The 20,983-nt window shown below is 42.6% G+C and carries 16 protein-coding genes and 2 riboswitches; of the genes, 8 read left to right on the plus strand and 8 right to left on the minus strand.

The window, feature by feature from the left end:
* Positions 1-37: 37 nt before the first annotated feature.
* The 3 genes from dusA to JFC10_RS00885 all read right to left on the minus strand — a co-directional run bounded on the left by dusA (position 38) and on the right by JFC10_RS00885 (position 4,510).
* Positions 38-1,009 (minus strand): tRNA dihydrouridine(20/20a) synthase DusA, encoded by a 972-nt coding sequence (gene dusA, locus JFC10_RS00875; protein WP_198331237.1) that lies wholly within the window; start codon positions 1,007-1,009, stop codon positions 38-40.
* 289 nt (positions 1,010-1,298) lie between these two features.
* The gene (locus JFC10_RS00880) at positions 1,299-2,600 is read right to left on the minus strand and encodes an MFS transporter (RefSeq protein WP_198331238.1); all 1,302 of its coding nucleotides are present in this window, start codon (positions 2,598-2,600) and stop codon (positions 1,299-1,301) included.
* Positions 2,601-2,869: 269 nt separating this feature from the next.
* Complete coding sequence (locus tag JFC10_RS00885; RefSeq protein ID WP_198331239.1) at positions 2,870-4,510, minus strand: phospholipase D family protein; 1,641 nt, start codon at positions 4,508-4,510, stop codon at positions 2,870-2,872.
* Between the two features lie 497 nt (positions 4,511-5,007).
* Here JFC10_RS00885 and JFC10_RS00890 point away from each other — a divergent pair, with 497 nt between their 5' ends.
* From JFC10_RS00890 to JFC10_RS00905, 4 genes are all read left to right on the plus strand, one after another.
* Positions 5,008-6,297 (plus strand): O-succinylhomoserine sulfhydrylase, encoded by a 1,290-nt coding sequence (locus JFC10_RS00890; protein WP_198331240.1) that lies wholly within the window; start codon positions 5,008-5,010, stop codon positions 6,295-6,297.
* An 80-nt stretch (positions 6,298-6,377) separates the two neighbouring features.
* Positions 6,378-6,707 carry a YbaB/EbfC family nucleoid-associated protein gene (locus tag JFC10_RS00895; RefSeq protein WP_045445429.1) on the plus strand — a complete coding sequence of 110 codons (330 nt, stop codon included), beginning with the start codon at positions 6,378-6,380 and terminating at the stop codon, positions 6,705-6,707.
* 111 nt (positions 6,708-6,818) lie between these two features.
* Positions 6,819-7,412 carry a recombination mediator RecR gene (recR, locus tag JFC10_RS00900; protein ID WP_193012697.1) on the plus strand — a complete coding sequence of 198 codons (594 nt, stop codon included), beginning with the start codon at positions 6,819-6,821 and terminating at the stop codon, positions 7,410-7,412.
* Between the two features lie 158 nt (positions 7,413-7,570).
* Positions 7,571-8,899, plus strand: a complete 1,329-nt coding sequence (locus JFC10_RS00905) for a ribonuclease D (RefSeq protein ID WP_198331241.1) — start codon at positions 7,571-7,573, stop codon at positions 8,897-8,899.
* 39 nt (positions 8,900-8,938) lie between these two features.
* Here JFC10_RS00905 and JFC10_RS00910 read toward each other — a convergent pair whose 3' ends face one another.
* From JFC10_RS00910 to gcvT, 5 genes are all read right to left on the minus strand, one after another.
* Positions 8,939-9,628, minus strand: a complete 690-nt coding sequence (locus tag JFC10_RS00910; protein WP_198331242.1) for an esterase/lipase family protein — start codon at positions 9,626-9,628, stop codon at positions 8,939-8,941.
* A gap of 322 nt (positions 9,629-9,950) precedes the next feature.
* Complete coding sequence (gcvP, locus tag JFC10_RS00915; protein ID WP_198331243.1) at positions 9,951-12,848, minus strand: aminomethyl-transferring glycine dehydrogenase; 2,898 nt, start codon at positions 12,846-12,848, stop codon at positions 9,951-9,953.
* 61 nt (positions 12,849-12,909) lie between these two features.
* Entirely contained in the window at positions 12,910-13,668 is a 759-nt protein-coding gene (locus JFC10_RS00920) for a nitroreductase family protein (RefSeq protein ID WP_198331244.1), read from the minus strand.
* A gap of 257 nt (positions 13,669-13,925) precedes the next feature.
* Positions 13,926-14,306: a glycine cleavage system protein GcvH gene (gene gcvH / locus JFC10_RS00925; RefSeq protein ID WP_193012700.1), complete on the minus strand. Its 381-nt coding sequence runs from the start codon at positions 14,304-14,306 to the stop codon at positions 13,926-13,928.
* Positions 14,307-14,377: 71 nt separating this feature from the next.
* The gene (gene gcvT, locus JFC10_RS00930) at positions 14,378-15,565 is read right to left on the minus strand and encodes a glycine cleavage system aminomethyltransferase GcvT (protein WP_198331245.1); all 1,188 of its coding nucleotides are present in this window, start codon (positions 15,563-15,565) and stop codon (positions 14,378-14,380) included.
* 188 nt (positions 15,566-15,753) lie between these two features.
* A riboswitch (glycine riboswitch) is annotated at positions 15,754-15,913 on the minus strand.
* Positions 15,914-15,967: 54 nt separating this feature from the next.
* Positions 15,968-16,105, minus strand: a riboswitch (glycine riboswitch).
* Between the two features lie 235 nt (positions 16,106-16,340).
* Between gcvT and JFC10_RS00935 the strand changes: the two genes are divergently transcribed.
* The 4 genes from JFC10_RS00935 to JFC10_RS00950 all read left to right on the plus strand — a co-directional run bounded on the left by JFC10_RS00935 (position 16,341) and on the right by JFC10_RS00950 (position 20,981).
* Positions 16,341-16,661, plus strand: coding sequence for a YcgL domain-containing protein (locus JFC10_RS00935; RefSeq protein ID WP_198331246.1), 321 nt, complete (start codon positions 16,341-16,343; stop codon positions 16,659-16,661).
* Positions 16,662-16,946: 285 nt separating this feature from the next.
* Positions 16,947-17,591, plus strand: coding sequence for a hypothetical protein (locus tag JFC10_RS00940; protein WP_198331247.1), 645 nt, complete (start codon positions 16,947-16,949; stop codon positions 17,589-17,591).
* 348 nt (positions 17,592-17,939) lie between these two features.
* On the plus strand, positions 17,940-18,803 hold the full coding sequence (locus JFC10_RS00945; protein ID WP_198331248.1) for an AAA family ATPase: 864 nt from the start codon (positions 17,940-17,942) through the stop codon (positions 18,801-18,803).
* 39 nt (positions 18,804-18,842) lie between these two features.
* A complete protein-coding gene (locus tag JFC10_RS00950; RefSeq protein WP_198331249.1) occupies positions 18,843-20,981 on the plus strand; it encodes a hypothetical protein in 2,139 nt (712 codons plus the stop codon).
* The last annotated feature ends 2 nt before the right edge of the window (positions 20,982-20,983 follow it).

Raw genomic sequence — 20,983 nt, forward strand, 5'->3', positions numbered from 1 at the left:
GTGCACTTTTATAGCCACCGTCATGATGATGGATTTCTTAAACATCAGGATTTAGTAGTAATACCTCATCTGCTGCCCGTTTGATATCGTCGATCGTTAGCTGAGGTTTACCACTCAACGCCTGCCGCCATTTGCGCGCACCCATCAGTCCTTGAAACAACCCTAAATAATGTCTCGTCATCGTTGGGAGTGCTTCACCGTTAGCAATCTGCGCCTCCAGATAAGGATAAAGCTGCGCTAGGATGTCTGAACGCTTAGGTGCTGGTTTGTCCCATAAGCTATTGGTTTCTGCTAATAGGTAAGGGTTGTGATAAAACGCGCGCCCAATCATCACGCCATCCACATGCTGCAAATGTGCTTCGATGTCTTTAACGGTATCGATACCGCCATTAATCTCGATATCAAGCTGTGGAAAGTCTTGTTTGAGACGATAGACATCCTCATAACGTAGCGGTGGTATCTCGCGATTTTGCTTGGGGCTAAGCCCTTGCAGCCATGCGGTACGTGCATGGACAATAAAGCGTGTGCAACCCGCTGCTGCCACTTTCTCTACAAAATCCACCATAAACTCATAACTGTCAAAATCATCAATACCAATACGATGCTTCACGGTCACGGGGATATCGACTGCTGCTTGCATGTGTTTGACCAAATCAGCGACCGTATTAGGCTCCGCCATCAAACACGCACCTATTTTATTATGCTGCACGCGATCAGAGGGGCAGCCAACATTGATGTTGACCTCATCATAGCCATGTTGCTGAGCAAATTCGGCACATTGTGTCATCTCGCCAATATCTGCCCCGCCCAGTTGTAGTACGAGCGGATGCTCAAGCGTATCAAAGCGCAGATGCCGTGCTCGATTGCCATGTATGAGTGCGTCCGTACTGATCATCTCGGTATACAAATAAACATGCGGATTAAAAAGCCGTGCAAAATAACGGTAATCGGTCGTTGTCCAATCGATCATGGGTGCAACTGAGAGTCGTTTGTTGGTCATATCAACCATGGTTTTTGAGCCTTAATATTTTAATATTGGTGTCTTAAATAAATGAATAAGGCGCAATATATGAGACATGACATTGCACCTTAACTTTAATCGTTATGCGGATAATAGACAGCTATTAGTAGGGCATACCCTCACTCTGAAAAAAAGCGACTAAATGGTCTGAAAATGGCTAAATTTTGCCAAAATACGTCAAAAATCTAGTCAATATCCCGATATCCTCTGTACTATTTTTCTTGTTTGGCTGCAATTTATCTCGTTTTTATTCACATTTTTAAAATGAGGATACGTCCTAGATAACGTGGTCGATTTTTTTGAATTCAGGCAAATTGTAAAAATAAATCCCCATTATTATGCCGATAAAACCGATAAACGTAATATAAAGTGCTGGTGAGAAACTCACATATAGCGTGGCATAACCCAGCCCGAAAGGCACGAGTACCCCAACAATACCGTAGGCGACATTATAACAAAAAGCCATTCCTGTTAACCGTACATTGGTCGGAAATAACTGTATAAGGATGGCAGGTATCATACCAACGACGCCAGCACAGAAGCCTAAAAGCGCATACATAATGAGGATGTAGTCGCCACTGGCTTGCAGATGGTAAAAAAATGCCAGCATCTGAGCAATTAAAAGAATAGAGCCTACTGTCAGAATCTTACCGAAATTTTGATGGTTAGATATTATCCCATAAAAGATGCAACCAAGAACCATGAATACAATACCTAGACTGTGTGAAAATCCAAATAAATCGCTGTCTAAGGTAAAACGTAATTCAATCAAATCGGGTAGCAGTAGCACGACAACAGTCGTGATGCTAGAAATAATAAGCGTGAGAACCATACCGATAAATAACGAGTGTTTGCAATGCTTAAAGAGTAAGTTGAATGGTTTAGCAACATAGTCATTCGGTTTTGAGTTTTTCATTTCAATAAAAAACGGTGACTCATCTATCCATCGCCATGCCAATAATGGCAATAAACTCAGAATGGCCGCGACGAAAAATGGTAAACGCCAGCCGTAATTAGCCAGTTGCTCAGTCGTCATGGAATTGGTCAACCAAAGAAAAAAGGCATTAGAAAACAGTACACCTACATAAAAACTGGCGGTAACATAGCTACAGGCTACTGACGAATATTGGCGTGGTACATGCTCTGCCACAAAAACCCAAGCGAGTGGTACATAAAGACCAAATGCCATGCCTTGTATCAGTCGCAAGACTATAAATAAGGTTGGTGCAATCAATCCCCATTGTCCATAAGTAGGTAAGCATGCCATCGCCAACAAGCTGACCGCCGTCACTAATATACTGATTAGCAGTATGGGTTTTCGGCCTTTGATATCACCATAACGACCAAAGATGATACCACCAAGTGGGCGTGCTAAATAACCGATCGCAAATAGTCCAAGCCCCTGCATTTTTGTAATAGCAGGGTCGATATTAGCAGGGAAAAAAGCCGCTGCCATGATATCTGCTAAATATAAATAAATCAAAAAGTCAAAAAATGCGACTGCGCTGCTAAAGCAGATAAACAGTACTGTGTTTCTGTCTTTAGAAGACATCAGTGCATATTGAGAACGAGAAGGCATAATAAGTCACGCATCCACATATAATAGTATTCGTTAAGCCGATTATTATCTGGATAACCGACTATAATAAAAAACGACAAATCAGTATGAAGAAATAATGATTTGCCGAAAAAGTAAAGATGTCTGAGCTAAAATAGTTGAGCAAAACGCATCGAAATTAAGAGTGTCTGAAAGATGCTCAAATTAAAAAAATTGGGTTGAAAAAATAACTCAATAGTGGTGTGTTGTTTAAATATGACTGAGTTATAGAATGTTTGTGATAGTGACAGCTATAGTAGCCAATCAATAGGTAACCATGACATGATGGTCAGCCAGACATGATCACTGATGTCGACGCGAGGCTCTGAATCGTAAACCACCTTTTTATCATTTTCCATGGTATGCCACTGTAGCTTACCATTATCTGATAGTTTGACTTCATAAGCTTGGTTTAGAAGGTCATCGCTCAGTGCACCATGTAATTGTTTTGCCAGCTCATCATCATTGATGATCACACCCATCTCTGTATTGATATTGGCAGAGCGAGGATCGACATTATATGAGCCAATGAATACTTGATAATCATCAACGGCAAAAGTTTTTGCATGTAGACTGGTTGAGGATTGACTGCGAGCTTTCCAAAGCTTGTTCTCACGTTGTTCTTCAGAGGCAGTGGATTTCAGCTCGTAGATTTTGACACCTGCGCGCAGCAAGTTAGGGCGCCATTGACTATAGCCAGAATGCACAGCGGTCACGTCGGTTGCATCAAATGAGTTGGTCAAAATCTTGATATCAATGCCTGCTTCAGCCAATTGCACTAAAGTATTGACACCATCTTTGGTGGGTACAAAGTAAGAAGAAATGATGGTCAACTTCTTGGTTGGGCTGCCTAACAAAGTACGCAATTGATGTACCAAATTGGTATCCGTTGGTACCGTTTTGGTCAGCTTGCCCACATCATCACTCAAGAACTGCATATCTGTCCAGCGAAAAGGCACGCGCTTATTGACCAAGTCACTGTCTATCGTTGACTCTTCTAGCGCTTCTTTATACACCGTCAAATGGTTATCACTACTTTTTTCATCTTGACCAAGCTTGTCCAGTGCCGTTAGGAAATCAGGCGCTGTACTGTTGTCAGGCTTCACTAGAGTTTCGATATCGAATGACAAGGGCGATGACCAATAGCTTGAAAAACTGTTGTCAATATCTGCGACGACTTTACCAATTAGTAAAACATCCAAATCCGCAAATTGACTATTTTGGTCATTGCTTAAATATTCATTGCCAATATTACGTCCCCCAATGATGGTAATCTGCTTATCAAAAGTCATGCTTTTATTGTGCATGCGGCGATTGATACGTGGCAAACCTGTGACGTAGTTTAATGTTTGAAACTTACGGTGCATCAGCGGATTGATGATCCGTACCGCGATATTCGGGTGACTGGAAAAACGTAATAAATGCTGATCGAAGGTGGCATCATTATTAAAATCATCTAATAGTAAGCGTACAATGACACCGCGCTCAGCCGCTTCCCACAGATCTTTCAATAGTAGCTGACCAGCTTGGTCATTATGCCAAATGTAATATTGCGCATCGATATTACGTGTGGACATATCCGTTAAGATACTGCGAGAAGCAAAGGCATTAGCACCAGTTACAATGGGATGATAGCCAGATAAATCTGGGTGAATATCATTCTGCTCGCTAATGGATGCTACCAGATCAATATTGTTGATTGCAGATGTGTCGCTTTGTCCAGCTTCTTGAACGTCTTCTTGTTGATATAAGGCATGTACTCGTGCCGATAAAGCTTGGCTTTCAGGCAAGTGCGGCTGCTTTGGTAAGACCTGACATCCACTAAGACCTAAGGTAAGTCCGAGTGTTAGACTCAACGATAAGTTGCTTGGTTCTATACTGAACATCGACATAAATGAATTACCTTAGTGAACCTTAATCTTAATATGATGAAGTATTTGTTAGAAAATAAGCAGTAGGGCGTATCCTCATTTTTAGCCCATTTAGATGACGATTAATTGCGTTGAGGACATACCCTAGTTCATCGTTTATTTTATCGATGATAGTACTGATGACGAAGCGTATGACCCTATCGCCCAAGGCAAAAGTCAAATCGCCGCTAAGCTTATCAGTTGTCGCCATCCGTGCCTATGATAAATACGTTATTTTTGTTAGATTCAGCGAACTATCCTGACATTATTTATCTATCGTTTAGATAAAGTTTCTCTTTCATCTTGTGTTAATGAAGGGGCAAATGAGTATTCGAAAATAATATTTAGCCATCATTTGAAACCAGCTGTGTGGAATAAGTTGACATGATATGATAACGCTGATGAATTCGGTCGATAATCAGAAGAATAAGCAGTCATTTTATATCAATCAAAATACCAACTAAAGCAACGGAATATTTATGAGTCAATCGCAAGCCCATGATGATAACAACGTAGATAAACTAGATCCAAACTGGCGCAGCGACGCGCTCAATTTAAATCTCGATTATGGTATGCAAACCATTGCTGTACGGGCAGGGCAACATCGTACCGATGAGGGTGAGCACTCAGAAGCCATTTTTACCACCAGCTCTTACGTGTATACCTCAGCGGCAGATGCCGCCGCACATTTTAATGGAGAAAAGACTGGTAACGTGTATTCACGTCATACCAATCCGAGTGTGCGTACCTTTGAGCGTCGTTTGGCAGCGCTTGAAAACGGTGAGCGCGCAGTGGCGACAGCTTCGGGCATGGGGGCGATTTTAACCATGTGCTTGGCATATCTAAAAGCGGGCGATCATCTGCTTGCTGCCAATCAATTATTTGGCTCATCGATTGGTCTATTTAATAATTATATGGCAAAGTTTGGTGTGGAAGTCAGCTACGTCGATTGCTTTGATAACGAGGCGTGGGCAAAGGCGGTGCAGCCCAATACTAAGGTGATTTATTGTGAAAGCCCAAGTAACCCATTGGCGCAAATTTGTGACATCGGCTATTTAAGTCAGCTGTGCAAAGCCAACGATATCTTATTGGTCGTGGATAACTGCTTTGCCACGCCCGCATTGCAGCGTCCGCTTGATTTGGGTGCGGATGTTGTGATTCATTCTGCCACTAAATATTTAGATGGTCAGGGTCGAGTGCTCGGCGGTGCATTGGTCGGTAGCGATAAGCTCATGCAAGAGGCGTTTACCGTGGTACGCTCAGGCGGTATCAGTATGAGTCCGTTTAACGCATGGGTCTTTACCAAAGGGTTAGAAACACTGAAATTGCGTATGCAAGCGCATTGTCAAAATGCCAATCAAGTGGCAGAATTCTTGGTCAATCACCCCAATGTTAGTACCGTACATTTCTCAGGCTTAAGCGATCATCCTGCTCATGAGCTGGCGACGCGCCAACATCATATGAAAGGTGGCTATGGTGCTATTATGGGTTTTGAGGTAAAGGCTTCTGATAGCACTGATTCGAATAGTCGTGATTCCAAAGCTGCTGCTTGGCATGTCATTGACTCAACACAAATGGTTTCTATCACCAATAACTTGGGCGATGCCAAAACGACGATTACCCATCCTGCGACCACCACTCATTTTCGTCTGACTGCCGAAGCTCGTGCCGAAGCTGGTGTCAAAGATGGTCTTATTCGTTTATCAGTAGGCTTAGAAGATGTAGAAGATATCATCAAAGATTTGGCGCGTGGTTTAGACAGTTTGTAAAGATAACGGTATAATCGCGGTTAGCACTTTATATTAGTAAAATATCAATCATTTATTATTAAAAAACAAAAGAGGCAACTATGAATATTCAAGCATTAATGCAACAAGCACAAACGATGCAAAAGAAAGTCGAAGCAAACGTTGAAAACGCTAAAAAAGAGCTGGCCAATAAAGAAGTGCAAGCCGAAGCGGGTAGTGGTCTGGTAAAAGTCACCATGACGGGGCGCCATGTGGTCAAGCGTTTGACTATTGATCCAAGCTTACTTGAAGATGAGCCAGATATGATCGAAGATCTTATCGCTGCTGCTATCAACGATGCAGTTCGTCAAGCAGATGCGCTATATGAAGAAACCATGGCTGGCGCGACCTCAGGTATGGGTCTGCCACCAGGTATGCAAGGCATGTTCTAAGTAGCTGGTTTTCAAACGCTAAAGGCTGCATATTAAAGAAAAAATGGGGTTGTTATCGACACGATACGACCCCATTTTCACAGCTACGGTTTTTAAATAAAGGAAGATGCTTTGCTGACAGCCAAATTTGATCAGCTGGTCAAACAGCTGCGTATTTTGCCGGGTGTGGGTCAAAAAAGCGCCCAACGTATGGCGCTACATCTGCTGACCAAAAAACGTCCACAAGGTATGGCACTTGCCCAAGCGCTTGATGAGGCGATGCGCGATATCGTCGAATGCCATCGCTGTCACAGCTTTAGTGATGACCATATCTGTCCGCTGTGCCAAGATCCGCGCCGTGATGATAACTTATTATGCGTAGTCGAAACGGCAGCAGACGTGATGGCGATAGAGCAGACCGCCGGCTACCGTGGTCGCTACTTTGTGTTAGGTGGTCACTTATCACCGATTGATGGGATTAGTGCTGATGATTTAAATATTGATCAGCTGGTTTGGCGGGTTAAACAAGAGCCTGTTGAAGAGTTGATTTTAGCGACTGGCACGACTGTCGAAGGGCAGACCACCGCGCACTTTATCAGCGAGGCAGTCAGTCGTCATGTCAATAAGGTCACACGTTTAGCGCAAGGTGTACCAATGGGCGGCGAGCTTGAATACTTGGATAGTATGACACTTGGTCAGGCCATGCAAAATCGTTCATTTTTATAGCACACTGACATTTTTCATAGCACTTTTTTATAAAACCCAAGTCTTGTCCATTTTGTTTCATGAAATTGTTATAATTGCACTATTATTATTTTCATTTCTCATTTTACTAAAACGCAGATTAGCGTTTTATTTTCTCCTATTTATGCAGGTATCTGCCCGTGTCCAACAATACTTCAACAGCGTCGACTGCTGCCACCCAATCAAACCTTGCAGACAACATTGCTGCTACTGATGATTTATTAGAACCATCAATCAATTCTGAAATAGAGTCAGTAGATCTACCGCCAGAGCCAGATATTGATGCACTGCTAGATAGTGCCGACGAAGCTGCTGTCACGTGGGTGCGTGAGCAAGATGGTTTGGCTGAAGTTATCGATGCATTGGCGACTTGCGGTCGGGTGGCGTTAGATACTGAATTTATCAAACGTGATACTTATTATCCGCGCTTGGCATTGGTGCAGCTGAATACTGGCAATCATGTTTATTTACTAGATGCTCCGCAGTTGCAACTGGCCGAACTGTGGCAGGCGCTGGCCAAAGTTGATGTGGCTATTTGGCATGCATGCGGCGAGGATTTAGGGATTTTTTACCTACTATCTGGTTGTCCGCCGTTGACCAATATATTTGATACGCAAATTGCGTTGTCTTACTTAACCGGTCAATTGCAAATGGGCTATCAGCAGGCGCTTGATGACCAGCTAGACATGCACATTGATAAAGAACACAGCCAGTCCGACTGGCTACAACGTCCATTATCAGACGAGCAAGAGCAGTATGCGATTGATGACGTACGCTTTTTGCCAGCGCTCTATTTGAGTCTTGAATACGCGCTAAAAAAGCAAGGTTTGTACGATTATGTCTGGGCAGACTGCCAGCTTTATGCCAGTGATTTGTACGATGCTCAGCATGTTGAAGACAGCGCAATGTACCTAACAATGGCGGATTATCGTTATACTTCACAGCAGATGGCGATACTGCAAGCGGTTGCAACATGGCGCGAGGAGCTGGCGCGTTCGACCAATCAGCCACGTACGTTTGTGATTAAAAAACAAGCAGTACGTGAGATCATCACTGAAAAACCAAGCAATATGCGAGAGCTTGCGCACAAAACCACGATGCACCGTAGCATGTTGCGACTGTATGGTGAAGAGCTGCTCAAGGTAATCAAAGAAGCAAAAAATCTGCATCCTGCTGAATATCCTGACTGCCTATTACCGCCGTATCGCTCAAAAAATAAAGTATTGTCAAAAGCAGTACAGCAAGCGATCGATGATCACGCACGAGCTATCGGCGTACCTGACAATGTATTGATGCGTAAAAAGTGGCTTGGGCAATTATATGAAGTGATTGCTTTTGATAAGGAATTAAGTGAGCTGCCAGAAGGTTTAAAAGGCTGGCGGAGTGACTGGGTCATGGACACCTTGATTCCAGTCATCGAAAAACATAAAACTGAGTTGCAGCAGGGTATGGGTATCAATGTTCGATAAGCCATAAGATTCTATCATTGATAAAAGATGATGCTTTTCTCAATACGTAAGCTTGTTATGCTCGAATTGTCCATGTTGTAAAAAATACTTGGTTTGCGCGGCTACGGTTTTATCGACCAGCATCCCAGTATGCGACACTGGCAACACTATATGATCCGTGGCTGCCTCTATTTTGGTTTCTGCTACATATACTGTGCCATCATGTAGCAGATGTTCTGCTGATGGCATGCCATCTGCCTGACGCAATTTTCGATTATGATACTGTAAAAACAGCTGACCCAAGCCATACGGGCGATTACCTGCAATTACACCAAGAGTAATGTGTTTTGGTAATGGCGCTACGGTGCCATCTAAAGCATCGATGTATGAGCGTCCCACCATGGCTGGGGTCAAACGCCAAATATAGTCTGCACACACACTGCCTACATGCGGTGTCCCAAGTGTCACGCAGCGTCCTATCTGCCATTGCGGATAAGCAGTGACAAAATCACGAATAATTAAACCGCCCAAACTATGACCGACCAAATCGATCGGTTGGTCTGGCTGATGATGCTTTTCTAGCCAGCTGTTGAGACGTGCGCTATGGGTTTTAATACCATCACGCATACTACGATAACCGAATTGATGAGTATCAAATCCTGTTGCTTGCAAGCGTTTGGCGAGCGGTCGCATGATCCAAGCGGTTTGGTGCAGACCATGAATAAGAATAACGCGGTTTTTTTGTTGCATAGCAGTGTCCCAGTAATTTCTTCGAAATTATTTTAAGATGAAAAATTTGTTATAAGTACAAGATTTTATTACATTGGTTTTTTATAATTTATAGCCAACCCTCTATAATATGGATACGGTGTCAGGCTCGCTTAGTCTACTATTTGTAGTACTTTCACGCGCCTTCCTTGTATCCACATTATATTGAACAGACTATAGTCTAATAATCATATTACCTATTAATTTGATAGATAAAAAGTAAGCAAAATAAAAACCTCCAAATCAGCTGCTGACTTGGAGGTTTTTTGATAAAAAACTATTTATAATTTCTAGAAAACGTCAATTACATATAGTTTTCGATACTTGGGCAAGAACACATGAGATTCTTATCACCATAAGCGTCATCGACACGTGCTACGCTTGGCCAGAATTTATGGGCGCGGATATAAGGCAGTGGGAATGCTGCTGTGTCACGGCTGTATGGATGTGTCCATTCGCTATTGGTGACCATTGCAGCGGTATGTGGCGCATTGACCAGTGGGTTGTCTTCTAGTGTCCAACCCTCTTCGCCAGCTTTGGCTTTCATTGCTTCGGCTTTGATAGATTTTAGGGCACTGATGAAACGATCTAATTCTTCTTTAGATTCAGACTCAGTTGGTTCAATCATCAACGTACCCGCAACTGGGAAGCTCATCGTTGGTGAGTGGAAACCGTAATCCATCAAGCGCTTAGCAATATCGCTTTCACTGATGCCAGTCTCTTCTTTCAACGGACGAATATCAATGATACATTCGTGCGCAACGCGACCGTTTTTGCCCGTATAAAGGACAGGGTAGTGGTCTTTTAATTGAGCAGCGACATAGTTAGCATTCAATAATGCCAGCTCAGTTGCTTTTAATAAGCCATCACGGCCCATCATGGCAATGTACATCCATGAAATTGGTAAAATGCTTGCTGAGCCATAAGGTGCTGCTGATACGGCCGAGCAGTCTTTTTGCGCGTTATGCACAGGGCTCAATGTATGATTGGCCATAAAGGGTGCTAAATGCGATTTCATACCGATAGGACCCATGCCTGGACCGCCGCCGCCATGCGGGATACAGAAGGTTTTATGCAAGTTCATGTGCAATACATCAGCGCCAACGTCGGCAGGCTGCATCATGCCAACCTGTGCATTCATATTGGCACCATCCATATAAACTTGACCGCCATGCTTATGAATGAGGTCACAGATTTTACGGATGCCTTCCTCAAACACGCCATGCGTTGATGGATAAGTAATCATCAAGGCACCTAGATGAGCGCTATTTTCTTCACACTTAGCGGTTAGATCATCGATATCAACGTTACCATTGTCATCGGTTTTAACCACGATTACTTTCATACCCATCATCATAGCCGTCGCAGGGTTGGTACCGTGCGCTGACTGAGGGATTAGACAAACATCACGGTCAGTTTCGCCCAATGATTCATGATAGCGGCGAATCGCTAATAGACCGGCATATTCACCTGAAGCGCCAGAGTTTGGCTGCATAGACACATCATCAAAACCAGTAATCGCTTTAAGTTGGTCTTGTAGACTATCAATCATGGCGATATAGCCAGTGACTTGATCACGCGGTGCAAAAGGATGCACATTGGCAAATTCAGGCCACGTAATCGGCAACATTTCACTGGTGGCGTTCAGTTTCATGGTGCAGCTACCGAGTGAAATCATGCTACGGTTCATCGCCAAATCTTTGTCTTCAAGCGATTTTAAGTAGCGCAGCATTTCATGTTCGGTATGATGAGAGTTAAATACTGGATGGGTCAAGATATCATCGGTACGCAGATGTGCGCTATCGAGTGATACGCTCGCCGCTTCAGGTAGGTCATGTGCTTTACTAACAAATAGCTGGGTTAAAACGCTAAAGTCTTGTTGATCGCTAATTTCACTAAATGAAACAGCAAGTTTACTGTCGCTTAAACGCCATAAGTTATAACCAACATTGTCCGCATTTTCAAAAATCTGGGTTGCCAGCTTCTCTGAACCACAATCAACGACGACGGTATCAAAGAATTGATCATGTACCACATTTAAGTTGCTGTCGTTGGCACCTTTAATAACATCAGCGAATGCAGTAGCAAAAGCATGAATACGAGTAGCGATACGCTTCACGCCACCTGGACCATGATAAACGGCATACATACCGGCTAGGTTGGCGAGCAATACTTGTGCGGTGCAGATGTTTGAGTTGGCTTTTTCACGGCGGATATGCTGCTCACGAGTTTGTAGTGCCATACGTAGGGCGGTATTGCCTTGTGAGTCTTTTGATACACCGATGATACGACCAGGTGCTGAGCGCTTAGCTTTATCAGAGAACGCAAAGTAGGCGGCATGTGGACCACCAAAGCCCATTGGGATACCAAAACGTTGGGTGCTACCTAATGCTATGTCTGCGCCCATATCGGCTGGTGACTTTAAGAGCACCAAGCTCATGATGTCACTGACGACGCTCACGTAAGTTTTATTTTTCTTCACAGCAGCGATGACGTCGGTTAAGTCTTGTACGTCGCCTTCAACACCGACATATTGGAAGATAGCACCAAAATAATCGCCTGATTTGGCCAGTTCGAAATCACCAACCACCACTTCCCAACCAAAGTACTTGGCACGGGTATTAATGACATCTAATGTTTGTGGATAGATACGGTCATCAACAAAAAACTGCGTTGATTTGCTTTTGCTGACACGCTTTGACATTGCCATAGCTTCTGCTGCTGCGGTTGCTTCGTCAAGCAATGACGCGCCAGCAAGCTCAAGACCAGTCAAATCAATACAAACTTGTTGGAAATTAAGCAACGCTTCTAAGCGACCTTGGGCAATCTCTGCCTGATAAGGTGTGTAAGCTGTGTACCAGCCTGGGTTTTCAAGGACGTTACGCTGAATGACCGCTGGCATACGTACTGGCGAGTAGCCTTGTCCGATATAGCTCTTATTAACGGTGATGTCATCTGCCATGGTACGCAATTTGGCAAGCGCTGCATGCTCACTCATCGCGACTGGCAAATCTAGCTCTTTATGCAAGCGCACTGGTTCAGGCACGGTATCGTTGATGAAGCTCGCCATGTCTTGATAGCCAACTGCACTGAGTAGGTCAGCTTGCTTGGTCTCATTGGAGCCTAGATGACGATAGACAAATTCAGCTTCGTTGAATAAACCTTTAAAGGTATCAAACGTTGGGTTTTGCGAGATAGTCATGACAATCCTTGGTTAAGGGAGTAATAAAGGGATGGCTAAAATAAAAAAATGGTTTACGATTTTATACGTAATGGACAAATTGCTTTTGGTCAAAGCGGAACTGAGTGTTGTAAACGCCATTATCAGCACGCTCGCCAGCACCAATCATCATAATGATATGTTGATCATCGCTTAGATTTAACAGCCGCTTCATAGCAGGCTCATCAAAGCCACCCATCGGACAGCTATCAAAGCCATGCGCGCGTAGTGCAAGCATTAGGTTTTCAGCCGCAAGGGCGGTATTGTTGGTTGCCCAGTTTTTGGTGTCTTCAAAAGTATAGTAAGGTGATTTAATCGGACCTTTTACCCGTCTGACCACTTGTGTCGCACCCCATTTAGCCGCTGATACCACATTGGCAGGCCCTCGTAAGAAGTCCATGGCAACGACTTTGGTGTAGTAGTCTTTGACTTTTTTGGGTACTGGCTTATCAGGGTATTCGCGCAATATTTGCTTGGCATGGTCATGCCACACATCGGTGCGAGCGACGACAGCGATTAAGCGAGCGGCGGTTTTCGCTGCATTTTGATTCATGCAGTTTTTCACCGCGCGTTGGCGCTTATCTGCATCATCAATCACATAAAATTCCCATGGCTGTAAATTGCTAGAGTTTGGCGCAAGCATGGCCAAACGCAAACAGTCTGCTAACACATCATTAGGTATCGGTGTATCGGTAAAACGACGGACTGAACGGCGTGATTCAACCACCTCGCGAAACGCTTGCAGCTGCGGTGTATTATCAGGCGTGGCAAAGTTTGCTTGATTATCAGTGTCAGGGGTCATATGAGGATCCATGCTGGAGATTAAGTGATCAACTTGGGGCATTATTGAGAACGTTTCTTCAATAGCGTCTGACAAGTGGTTGATATAAATAAATCAGATAGCGATTGGAAGCAATAAATTGAGCGATAAGCATTTTAGGAAAAGCGTACAGATATCAGCTGACGCCAATATCTGTCATAACAAGCTACGTTTTTTAAGGTTATAAGTAGCGGCATGTAAATAAAACACCGCTTTTAAGCGAGAACGTGAAGCTGATATTACAGCTCGTTTTCGTACTCATCAGCTGTCATCAGCGCTTCATAGTCAGCGATATTGTCAGGCTTCATTCTGAAGAACCAACCTTCGCCGTATGGGTCAGAGTTGATGATTTCTGGATCGTCTTCTAGTGCTTCGTTGATTGCAACGATTTCACCTGAGATAGGCGCATAAACATCAGAGGCAGCTTTTACTGATTCAACTACTGAAATTTCATCATCAACGGCGATGATGTCACCCACGTCTGGCAATTCAACAAACACCACGTCACCCAATAGGTCTTGAGCATGGTCAGTGATACCAACAGTGATAGTACCGTCGTCTTCTAAGCGTAGCCACTCGTGGCTGGCGATGTATTTTAGTTCTGCTGGGATATTGCTCATGGTCTCTCTCTCCTAAGTGATAGAGGATGGTTAACAAAAATAGTGGACGTTAATAATAGAGTTTATAATGCCTACGAGTCAAACTGCTGCTTGCCATTACGGACAAACGGTAGCTTCAGAACACGCACATCAACGAACTTGCCTTTGCCACGCAGATCGACCTGAACGCTATCATCATCTGATACGCTGGCAGGCACACGGGCAATCGCAATCGAATTTTTTAGGCTAGGGGAGAAGGTGCCACTGGTAATGATACCAGTTTGCTCATTGTCCGTGCCTTGATTGATGGTTACGGTCATGCCTTCACGCAATACACCGCGTGTCGTTAGCAATAAGCCCACTTGCTTCATGGCAGAGTTATCGTCTTTTGACTGTTGACGCTTGCTAACCAAAGCGTCACGACCGACAAAATCACGCTCATCTTTAAGCGCGAGTGTCCAGCCCATGTTGCACTCGTAAGGACTGACGCTGTCGTCCATGTCATGACCATAAAGGTTCATGCCCGCTTCCATACGCAAGGTATCACGCGCGCCAAGACCAGCAGGCTTGACGCCATGGACTTTTAATTTCTCAAAGAAGGCTGGTGCATCGTCGCCATGCATGATGACTTCGACGCCATCCTCACCCGTATAACCGGTACGAGCGACGAACCAGTCTGTGCCCTCGATGTCTGTTAGATCAGCACCAACGAAAGGCTTAAGTCCCGCCAAGGTATCTGCCCAGCTAGGTTTGGTTTGCGCCAGTTTTTCAACAGCGTTTGGTCCTTGCACGGCAATCATCGCAAGCTCTGGACGCTCAGTGATGCTGATGTCAAAACCTTCGGCGACTTTCTCAAATTGTGCCATGTCTTTATCACGAGTAGCAGCGTTTGAGACGATACGGTATTCAGTTGCGTCTTCGTTCATTAGATAAACGATTAAGTCATCAATGACGCCACCTTGCTCGTTGAGCATGCCAGAATATAGCGCTTTACCGACATTTTTTAGTTTATCGACATCATTGGCCAGTAGCTTTTGTAGCCATGCTTTGCTGTCAGCACCTTTGACATCAGCGACGACCATATGTGAGACATCAAACATACCAGCATCAGTACGCACCGCTTCGTGCTCTTCGATTTGTGAACCATAATGGATTGGTAATTCCCAACCAGAAAAATCCACCAGCTTGCCGTCACTATCAACGTGAGACTGATAAAGAGGTGTGCGTTTAGGGGCTGAAGTGTTGGCGCTTTGAGCAGTATTATCTTGAGTAGCGGTCATAACAAATCCTTATGTGAACATCAGCTGTATTCGATAACCAGTAGTAAAAACAAGTATCAAAGTATGAGGGCTGATGTGCATTATCATAGTAGCGAGAAGCAATATTGCAGGGCGCAAGCATTGCAACCAAGGGTAGCACAGAAAAATAGCGCAATCCGCCAAACAGACGCTGAACGTCGGTTTAAGCAAAAGCCCTATCTGTCCTGTAACCTGAGATTTTCAACACGAACCATCATTGCAAGTTTTTAAAAGCACCAGCCTTAAAAAACCAAATCAAATGATGTCGCATTTTCTCCCCTTCGGTGGGTAAGGCGTCGTCCGTCCTTACCGCTCTCCAGATTTGTTATGCCTTGTGTTTGGGTGTGCTACGCGATTGACGGTAGACAGCGAAACAGTCGTGACATGTGTTTTTCAGTCCTTTTACCTGAGCGATTGGCAGGGTGGATGCGCCTTCGGTGGTCATTTAACAATCATCAGCGCCAGCTCATCAATATGAACGCGCCTGATATCTTGCTCAAGACTCTCTCCTGAAAAACGCTTTTATTATGAAAGGTTCAAGGCGCTTTTACAAGCCATCTACGCGATTAAAATGAATAATTTTGGCAAAAATGATTTTTTGTGAGAATAATCAATACTGTATCGATAAGTCGATAGTTTTGCATTTGGTGGATAGTAGTCAATTTAGCACGAATGCCCATCGCAAAACGTAAAGCGACTACTGATATTCACCTAAAATATGCTAATCTATGGCGATAGTTTCTGATAGGTTGTTTTTATGCATTGTGATATTTATAAATTCCCCAAGCACGACGATATGTATGTCTATATTGCCCGCCCTGATTATCCTGATGATACCGACGAGATTAAAGACTGGCTGGGTGTGTTACCAAAAGATTTCCGCGCCAGCTTAGGGCGCAGCAAATTTGTGATGCATTTAGACTTAGCCAATACGCCGACGCTTGCGCGTGTTGATAAAGAAGAAGTACTGGCAAAATTACAGTCGCAAGGGTATTTTGTGCAAATGCCACCGCAAGATGTCATGCGCCGCCAAGCGGAATTACGTGCACGCGAAGCACAAGACAATATTTACGATTAATGGATGTTTTTGAAGCGTGTTTTTGATAGGCATCTTTTGGATATGTTGCATAACAGTTAGCAAGAAAAAGCTTACGACACATTTGCGCTCATGCATTTTGGTCGAAAGTCGTGATAAACTAGCAGGCTATGTAAGATAAGCAGCAAGAAAAATGGCAAGGTGTCATGTCTTAAAGGCTTTGTCGATAATATTTACAGTATTATTTATAATAGAACAGCACACACTGTTTATCGTTAAGCGCGAAAATGCGCTGCACAATTTATAAACGCAGGTAACTACACACGCATGGACTGGTTAAAAGGTATTATAAACAGCTTACCGCTGGAAGCCATAAGCGATATTCTCGGCGAAATTGCTATATGGTGGGGACAGATGGTAAAAGACGTGCCACCCGCAGACTTACCGATGTATGCGTATCTGGGTGGTGTCGTTATTGTGTTGGTATTGTGGTTGCTGGTCGCTCGTATGCTACCGCGGCCGTTGGGCGGTATAAGTTGGATGATGTTGTTTGCTGTGTTATTGGCACCTGGCACTGCCCTTGGCGATCCAAGTGTGATTGCCCCCGCTAGTATCGCCGTGGTTTATGCGATTATGATGAAAGACACGGCTGGCGCGATTACTAACATGCTGCCGATACTTGTCGTGTTAGTGGTCGGCTTGTTTGTGGGCTTTGTTTGGCAGCTTATTCGCGGTGCCTTTGAGTCAAGTCTAGATAAAGCGCGCAGTCGTACCGCAGAAGATACGCAAGCGACCATGCAGCTGACGACTGGTAGTTATTTGACAGAAAGTGCGACTTTAACCGACCAAGCTACTGTTGCTGAACAGTCTAATAAAAAGCCTCTAGCGGCTAATCCTCAAACAGACGTTAGCTTAAAAAAAGACAGCAGCTTAGCTAAAAAATCCAATACGGAAAAGTCTGATAAGCAGTAAAGTGATATTAGAGAAGTGATATCAAAATTTTGCTAGAGATGAATAGTTTTTGGATTTATGATAGTTACATAAAAGACATGATCAATAAAAAATACTGTGAATAAAAAGCACCATAAAAAAAGACACCATGCGTGTCTTTTTTTATGAAAAAACGTTTTTGACTGAGACGGCGAAGAGCTAAGACCTTTTTACTATATAGGTTATTTGTCAGCAACTACGAACGCATGAGTATTTTGGCAATCAATCATGCTGTGCTAATCTAAATAATTATTTATTTACCATGGATTGCTTTTAGCCCTGTTATGGCTCTTGATAGCCTTAATCTATAACAATAACTGAGACTTGATTATGACCACGACTGATAAAACGAAAAAAAGCTTTACCGGTACGCAAAACTATATTGCCACTGACGATTTGCAGTTGGCGGTCAACGCGGCGATGACGCTACAAAAACCGCTACTGATTAAAGGCGAGCCGGGCACTGGTAAGACATTGTTGGCGGAGGAGGTAGCTGAAAGCTTAGGTATGCCGCTGATTACGTGGCACATCAAGTCAACCACCAAAGCAGAGCAAGGGTTGTATGAGTACGATGCCGTATCGCGCTTGCGTGACTCGCAACTGGGTGATGATAAGGTGTATGAGATTGGCAATTATATCAAGCCCGGCAAGCTATGGGAGGCATTTACCAGTAACGAGCGCAGTGTGTTATTGATTGATGAAATTGATAAAGCTGATATCGAGTTCCCAAATGACTTGCTTCATGAGCTCGATAAGATGTCTTTTTATGTTTATGAGACAGGGGAAACCATCACTGCTGAGCAACGTCCTGTAGTAATTATCACCTCAAACAATGAAAAAGAGTTGCCTGATGCTTTCTTGCGTCGCTGCTTTTTCCATTATATTGACTTTCCAGAAGAAGCAACCATGCGTCAAATCATTGACGTACATTTCCCTAATATCCAAGAAAAGCTGGTCAATGATGCACTGAATATATTTTATAAGCTACGTAATGTTCAAGGGCTTAAAAAGCCGCCATCAACGTCTGAGCTTGTCGATTGGTTAACTTTGCTACTGGCTGATGATATGGCGCAAGCAGAGTTAGAAGAAAACTTACGCGGTGAGAAGTCTATTCCACCGTTATATGGTGCGCTGCTTAAAAATGAAGCCGATGTGAATTTATTGCAGCGTTTTGCCAACATGATGCGCCGTTAATATAAAGGTCGAGTTGAATTTTAAGCTGATGGGTGAATAATGAAAACGTATTTTGACACTAAATTTGAAGCTCTGGTTATTGATTTTGGCTATGAAGAAGCATTGGCGAAGATAATCGATATTTTATTGTTCCAAAGCAGTACCCCTTCCACACTTAAAAACAAAGTGAATAAATTTACTGATTTTTGGTCTTCAGGTTTTATTGTGACGCTATCTCAAGGTCATTTGAGTAATGAGAATTTTGTATTTGCTTTGGGTCAGTATATTCGGTTATCGCATTCATCTATAGATGCCTGTATATTGGAAAATCTTCTTAAAATCGACGAAGAAAGTGTCATTAATGCAGTGCGCCTATCAGGTATTATTGCCCAGCCTGAAAACAATTCTTGGGTGATTTTAAAGAAAATAGCTGATCAGTTTAACCTTCTCAAATTTAATAATTTTTTACGAACAGTTGAATACATACAACTACAGTATCAAGAGCGCCTCAGTGCCTATAAAAATCTTAAAAATCAGCTACAATTAGATCAGATTACAGCAATGGTATTTAGCAGTTTATATGCTTGTGAGTATTTGATACTGAATCCAAAAAGTATAGATAATCTTTATACCCAAATTCCTTATCAACATGGCATTGAAGAATACATACCAGTTGAGAATGTATGGAGAGCATTTAATTACATTATTACCAGTGCTAATATTCAAAAAAAAGAATTTACAGAAAAAACATTAGCATCAATTTTTAAAAACACTATGATGCCTTTTATATTAGGACAGACGCCGAATAATAAGCTCATGAGTCGTTATGATGATTTTAAAAAAATGGTTGCTTGTCAGGTTGAGATTGATTTGTATCGCGATAAAGTCATAAATGCTTATTGTTTTGACTTAGAAATAAATTACTATATAGAGAATGAAAAACTAAAGCTTGTGTACTCTAATAAAGAGACTGATCAATTTTCAGATAAACTATCTATTTTATCTAGTTACTGGTTATACAGAGCATTTGACTCTTTAGATAAAAACCCTTATCTAATTCGATTGGATAAAGGAGTCAATTATGAAGCTAATATAACAGCTTTGGCAAAAACGCAAGGTATCATTTTACAATTAGAAGAGATTTATGGAATTAATAAAGCTGAATTTGGCGAACAATATGATTTATCTGCTTTAATATTCACTATGCTGATGATTCAGGCACATTTTGAATATAACTTTGTTCAACCATTTAAAGACATTGCTTTTAGTACTAAAGCTCATCCTTTCATGGCATTGGAAAGGTTAGTGATACAAGGGCTCTCTAGAGGTCAAGATAGAATGCCTTTAAATCACGCAAAAATTAAAGATAAAGCTATTAAGATGTCAGATTGGATATTAGAAGGTAGCGGAAATTCAAAAAAGAGAGAGATGAATCGTATTTTGGACTTTTGGTCGCAAAATTTGCGAGAAGGCGAAAGCTCTTCTTATGGGGAAAAATCTTTTTATAAGCTTGATGGTTATATGTTTTCATTACCATGGGTAACTTTTCAAAAAAACTTCAATACAGCTACCATAAATACCTTTAGAAAATTGTATAAAAACCGAGCTGGCTTGAAATTTGAAACTGATTTAATGGAGCAAAATCTAGCTGGACTATTGGCTAAATATAAAGGTGAAGTCTATAGTCAGTATGAGCCTTCAGAGTCGGGAGTGGGTGAGATAGATGCAATTGTAGTAACAGATAATAAAGTTTTGGTTATTGAACTTAAATCTACTTATGTAAAAAGTAGTGTGAAAGAAATATATGAGTATAGAAATTTTGTATTGAAAAAAGCTGCGTATCAATTATCACGTAAGTCTAGCTATGTTAGCGATATTTTTTTACCCAGCCTAGGACTTGATAGCTCTAAGTTTAGCATTCACTCGTGGATTGTAGACACGACGCTAGAGTTTGATCATGAGTATATTAATGGGTTTTTAAAAATCTCTTTTGAAGAGTTGGTTATTATTTTAAAAGGACATAAACAGTATTTTTCAGATATGCTCAAAAATAATGATGATAAAAGCGCTTCTAGTACTTTGGAAGAGAGTTTAGACGCAGTGATTGAGACTATTGAGAACAATAAATTTTGGGTTGATAACTTACCGCTTGTAAGTTCACTTCAAGAGTCAAATCCTGTTTCTACACTAAAGGCATAATC

This window comes from Psychrobacter aquimaris (assembly GCF_016107525.1).
Lineage (GTDB): Bacteria > Pseudomonadota > Gammaproteobacteria > Pseudomonadales > Moraxellaceae > Psychrobacter > Psychrobacter aquimaris.

Bases quoted from the DNA above. Each gene is read 5' to 3' on its own strand.
- JFC10_RS00885 (WP_198331239.1), bottom strand. From the start codon at position 4,510: ATGTCGATGTTCAGTATAGAACCAAGCAACTTATCGTTGAGTCTAACA.
- gcvP (WP_198331243.1), bottom strand. From the start codon at position 12,848: ATGACTATCTCGCAAAACCCAACGTTTGATACCTTTAAAGGTTTATTC.
- dusA (WP_198331237.1), bottom strand. From the start codon at position 1,009: ATGGTTGATATGACCAACAAACGACTCTCAGTTGCACCCATGATCGAT.
- JFC10_RS00940 (WP_198331247.1), top strand. From the start codon at position 16,947: ATGGACTGGTTAAAAGGTATTATAAACAGCTTACCGCTGGAAGCCATA.
- JFC10_RS00895 (WP_045445429.1), top strand. From the start codon at position 6,378: ATGAATATTCAAGCATTAATGCAACAAGCACAAACGATGCAAAAGAAA.
- JFC10_RS00945 (WP_198331248.1), top strand. From the start codon at position 17,940: ATGACCACGACTGATAAAACGAAAAAAAGCTTTACCGGTACGCAAAAC.
- JFC10_RS00935 (WP_198331246.1), top strand. From the start codon at position 16,341: ATGCATTGTGATATTTATAAATTCCCCAAGCACGACGATATGTATGTC.
- gcvT (WP_198331245.1), bottom strand. From the start codon at position 15,565: ATGACCGCTACTCAAGATAATACTGCTCAAAGCGCCAACACTTCAGCC.
- JFC10_RS00890 (WP_198331240.1), top strand. From the start codon at position 5,008: ATGAGTCAATCGCAAGCCCATGATGATAACAACGTAGATAAACTAGAT.
- JFC10_RS00910 (WP_198331242.1), bottom strand. From the start codon at position 9,628: ATGCAACAAAAAAACCGCGTTATTCTTATTCATGGTCTGCACCAAACC.
- JFC10_RS00950 (WP_198331249.1), top strand. From the start codon at position 18,843: ATGAAAACGTATTTTGACACTAAATTTGAAGCTCTGGTTATTGATTTT.
- JFC10_RS00920 (WP_198331244.1), bottom strand. From the start codon at position 13,668: ATGACCCCTGACACTGATAATCAAGCAAACTTTGCCACGCCTGATAAT.
- gcvH (WP_193012700.1), bottom strand. From the start codon at position 14,306: ATGAGCAATATCCCAGCAGAACTAAAATACATCGCCAGCCACGAGTGG.
- JFC10_RS00880 (WP_198331238.1), bottom strand. From the start codon at position 2,600: ATGCCTTCTCGTTCTCAATATGCACTGATGTCTTCTAAAGACAGAAAC.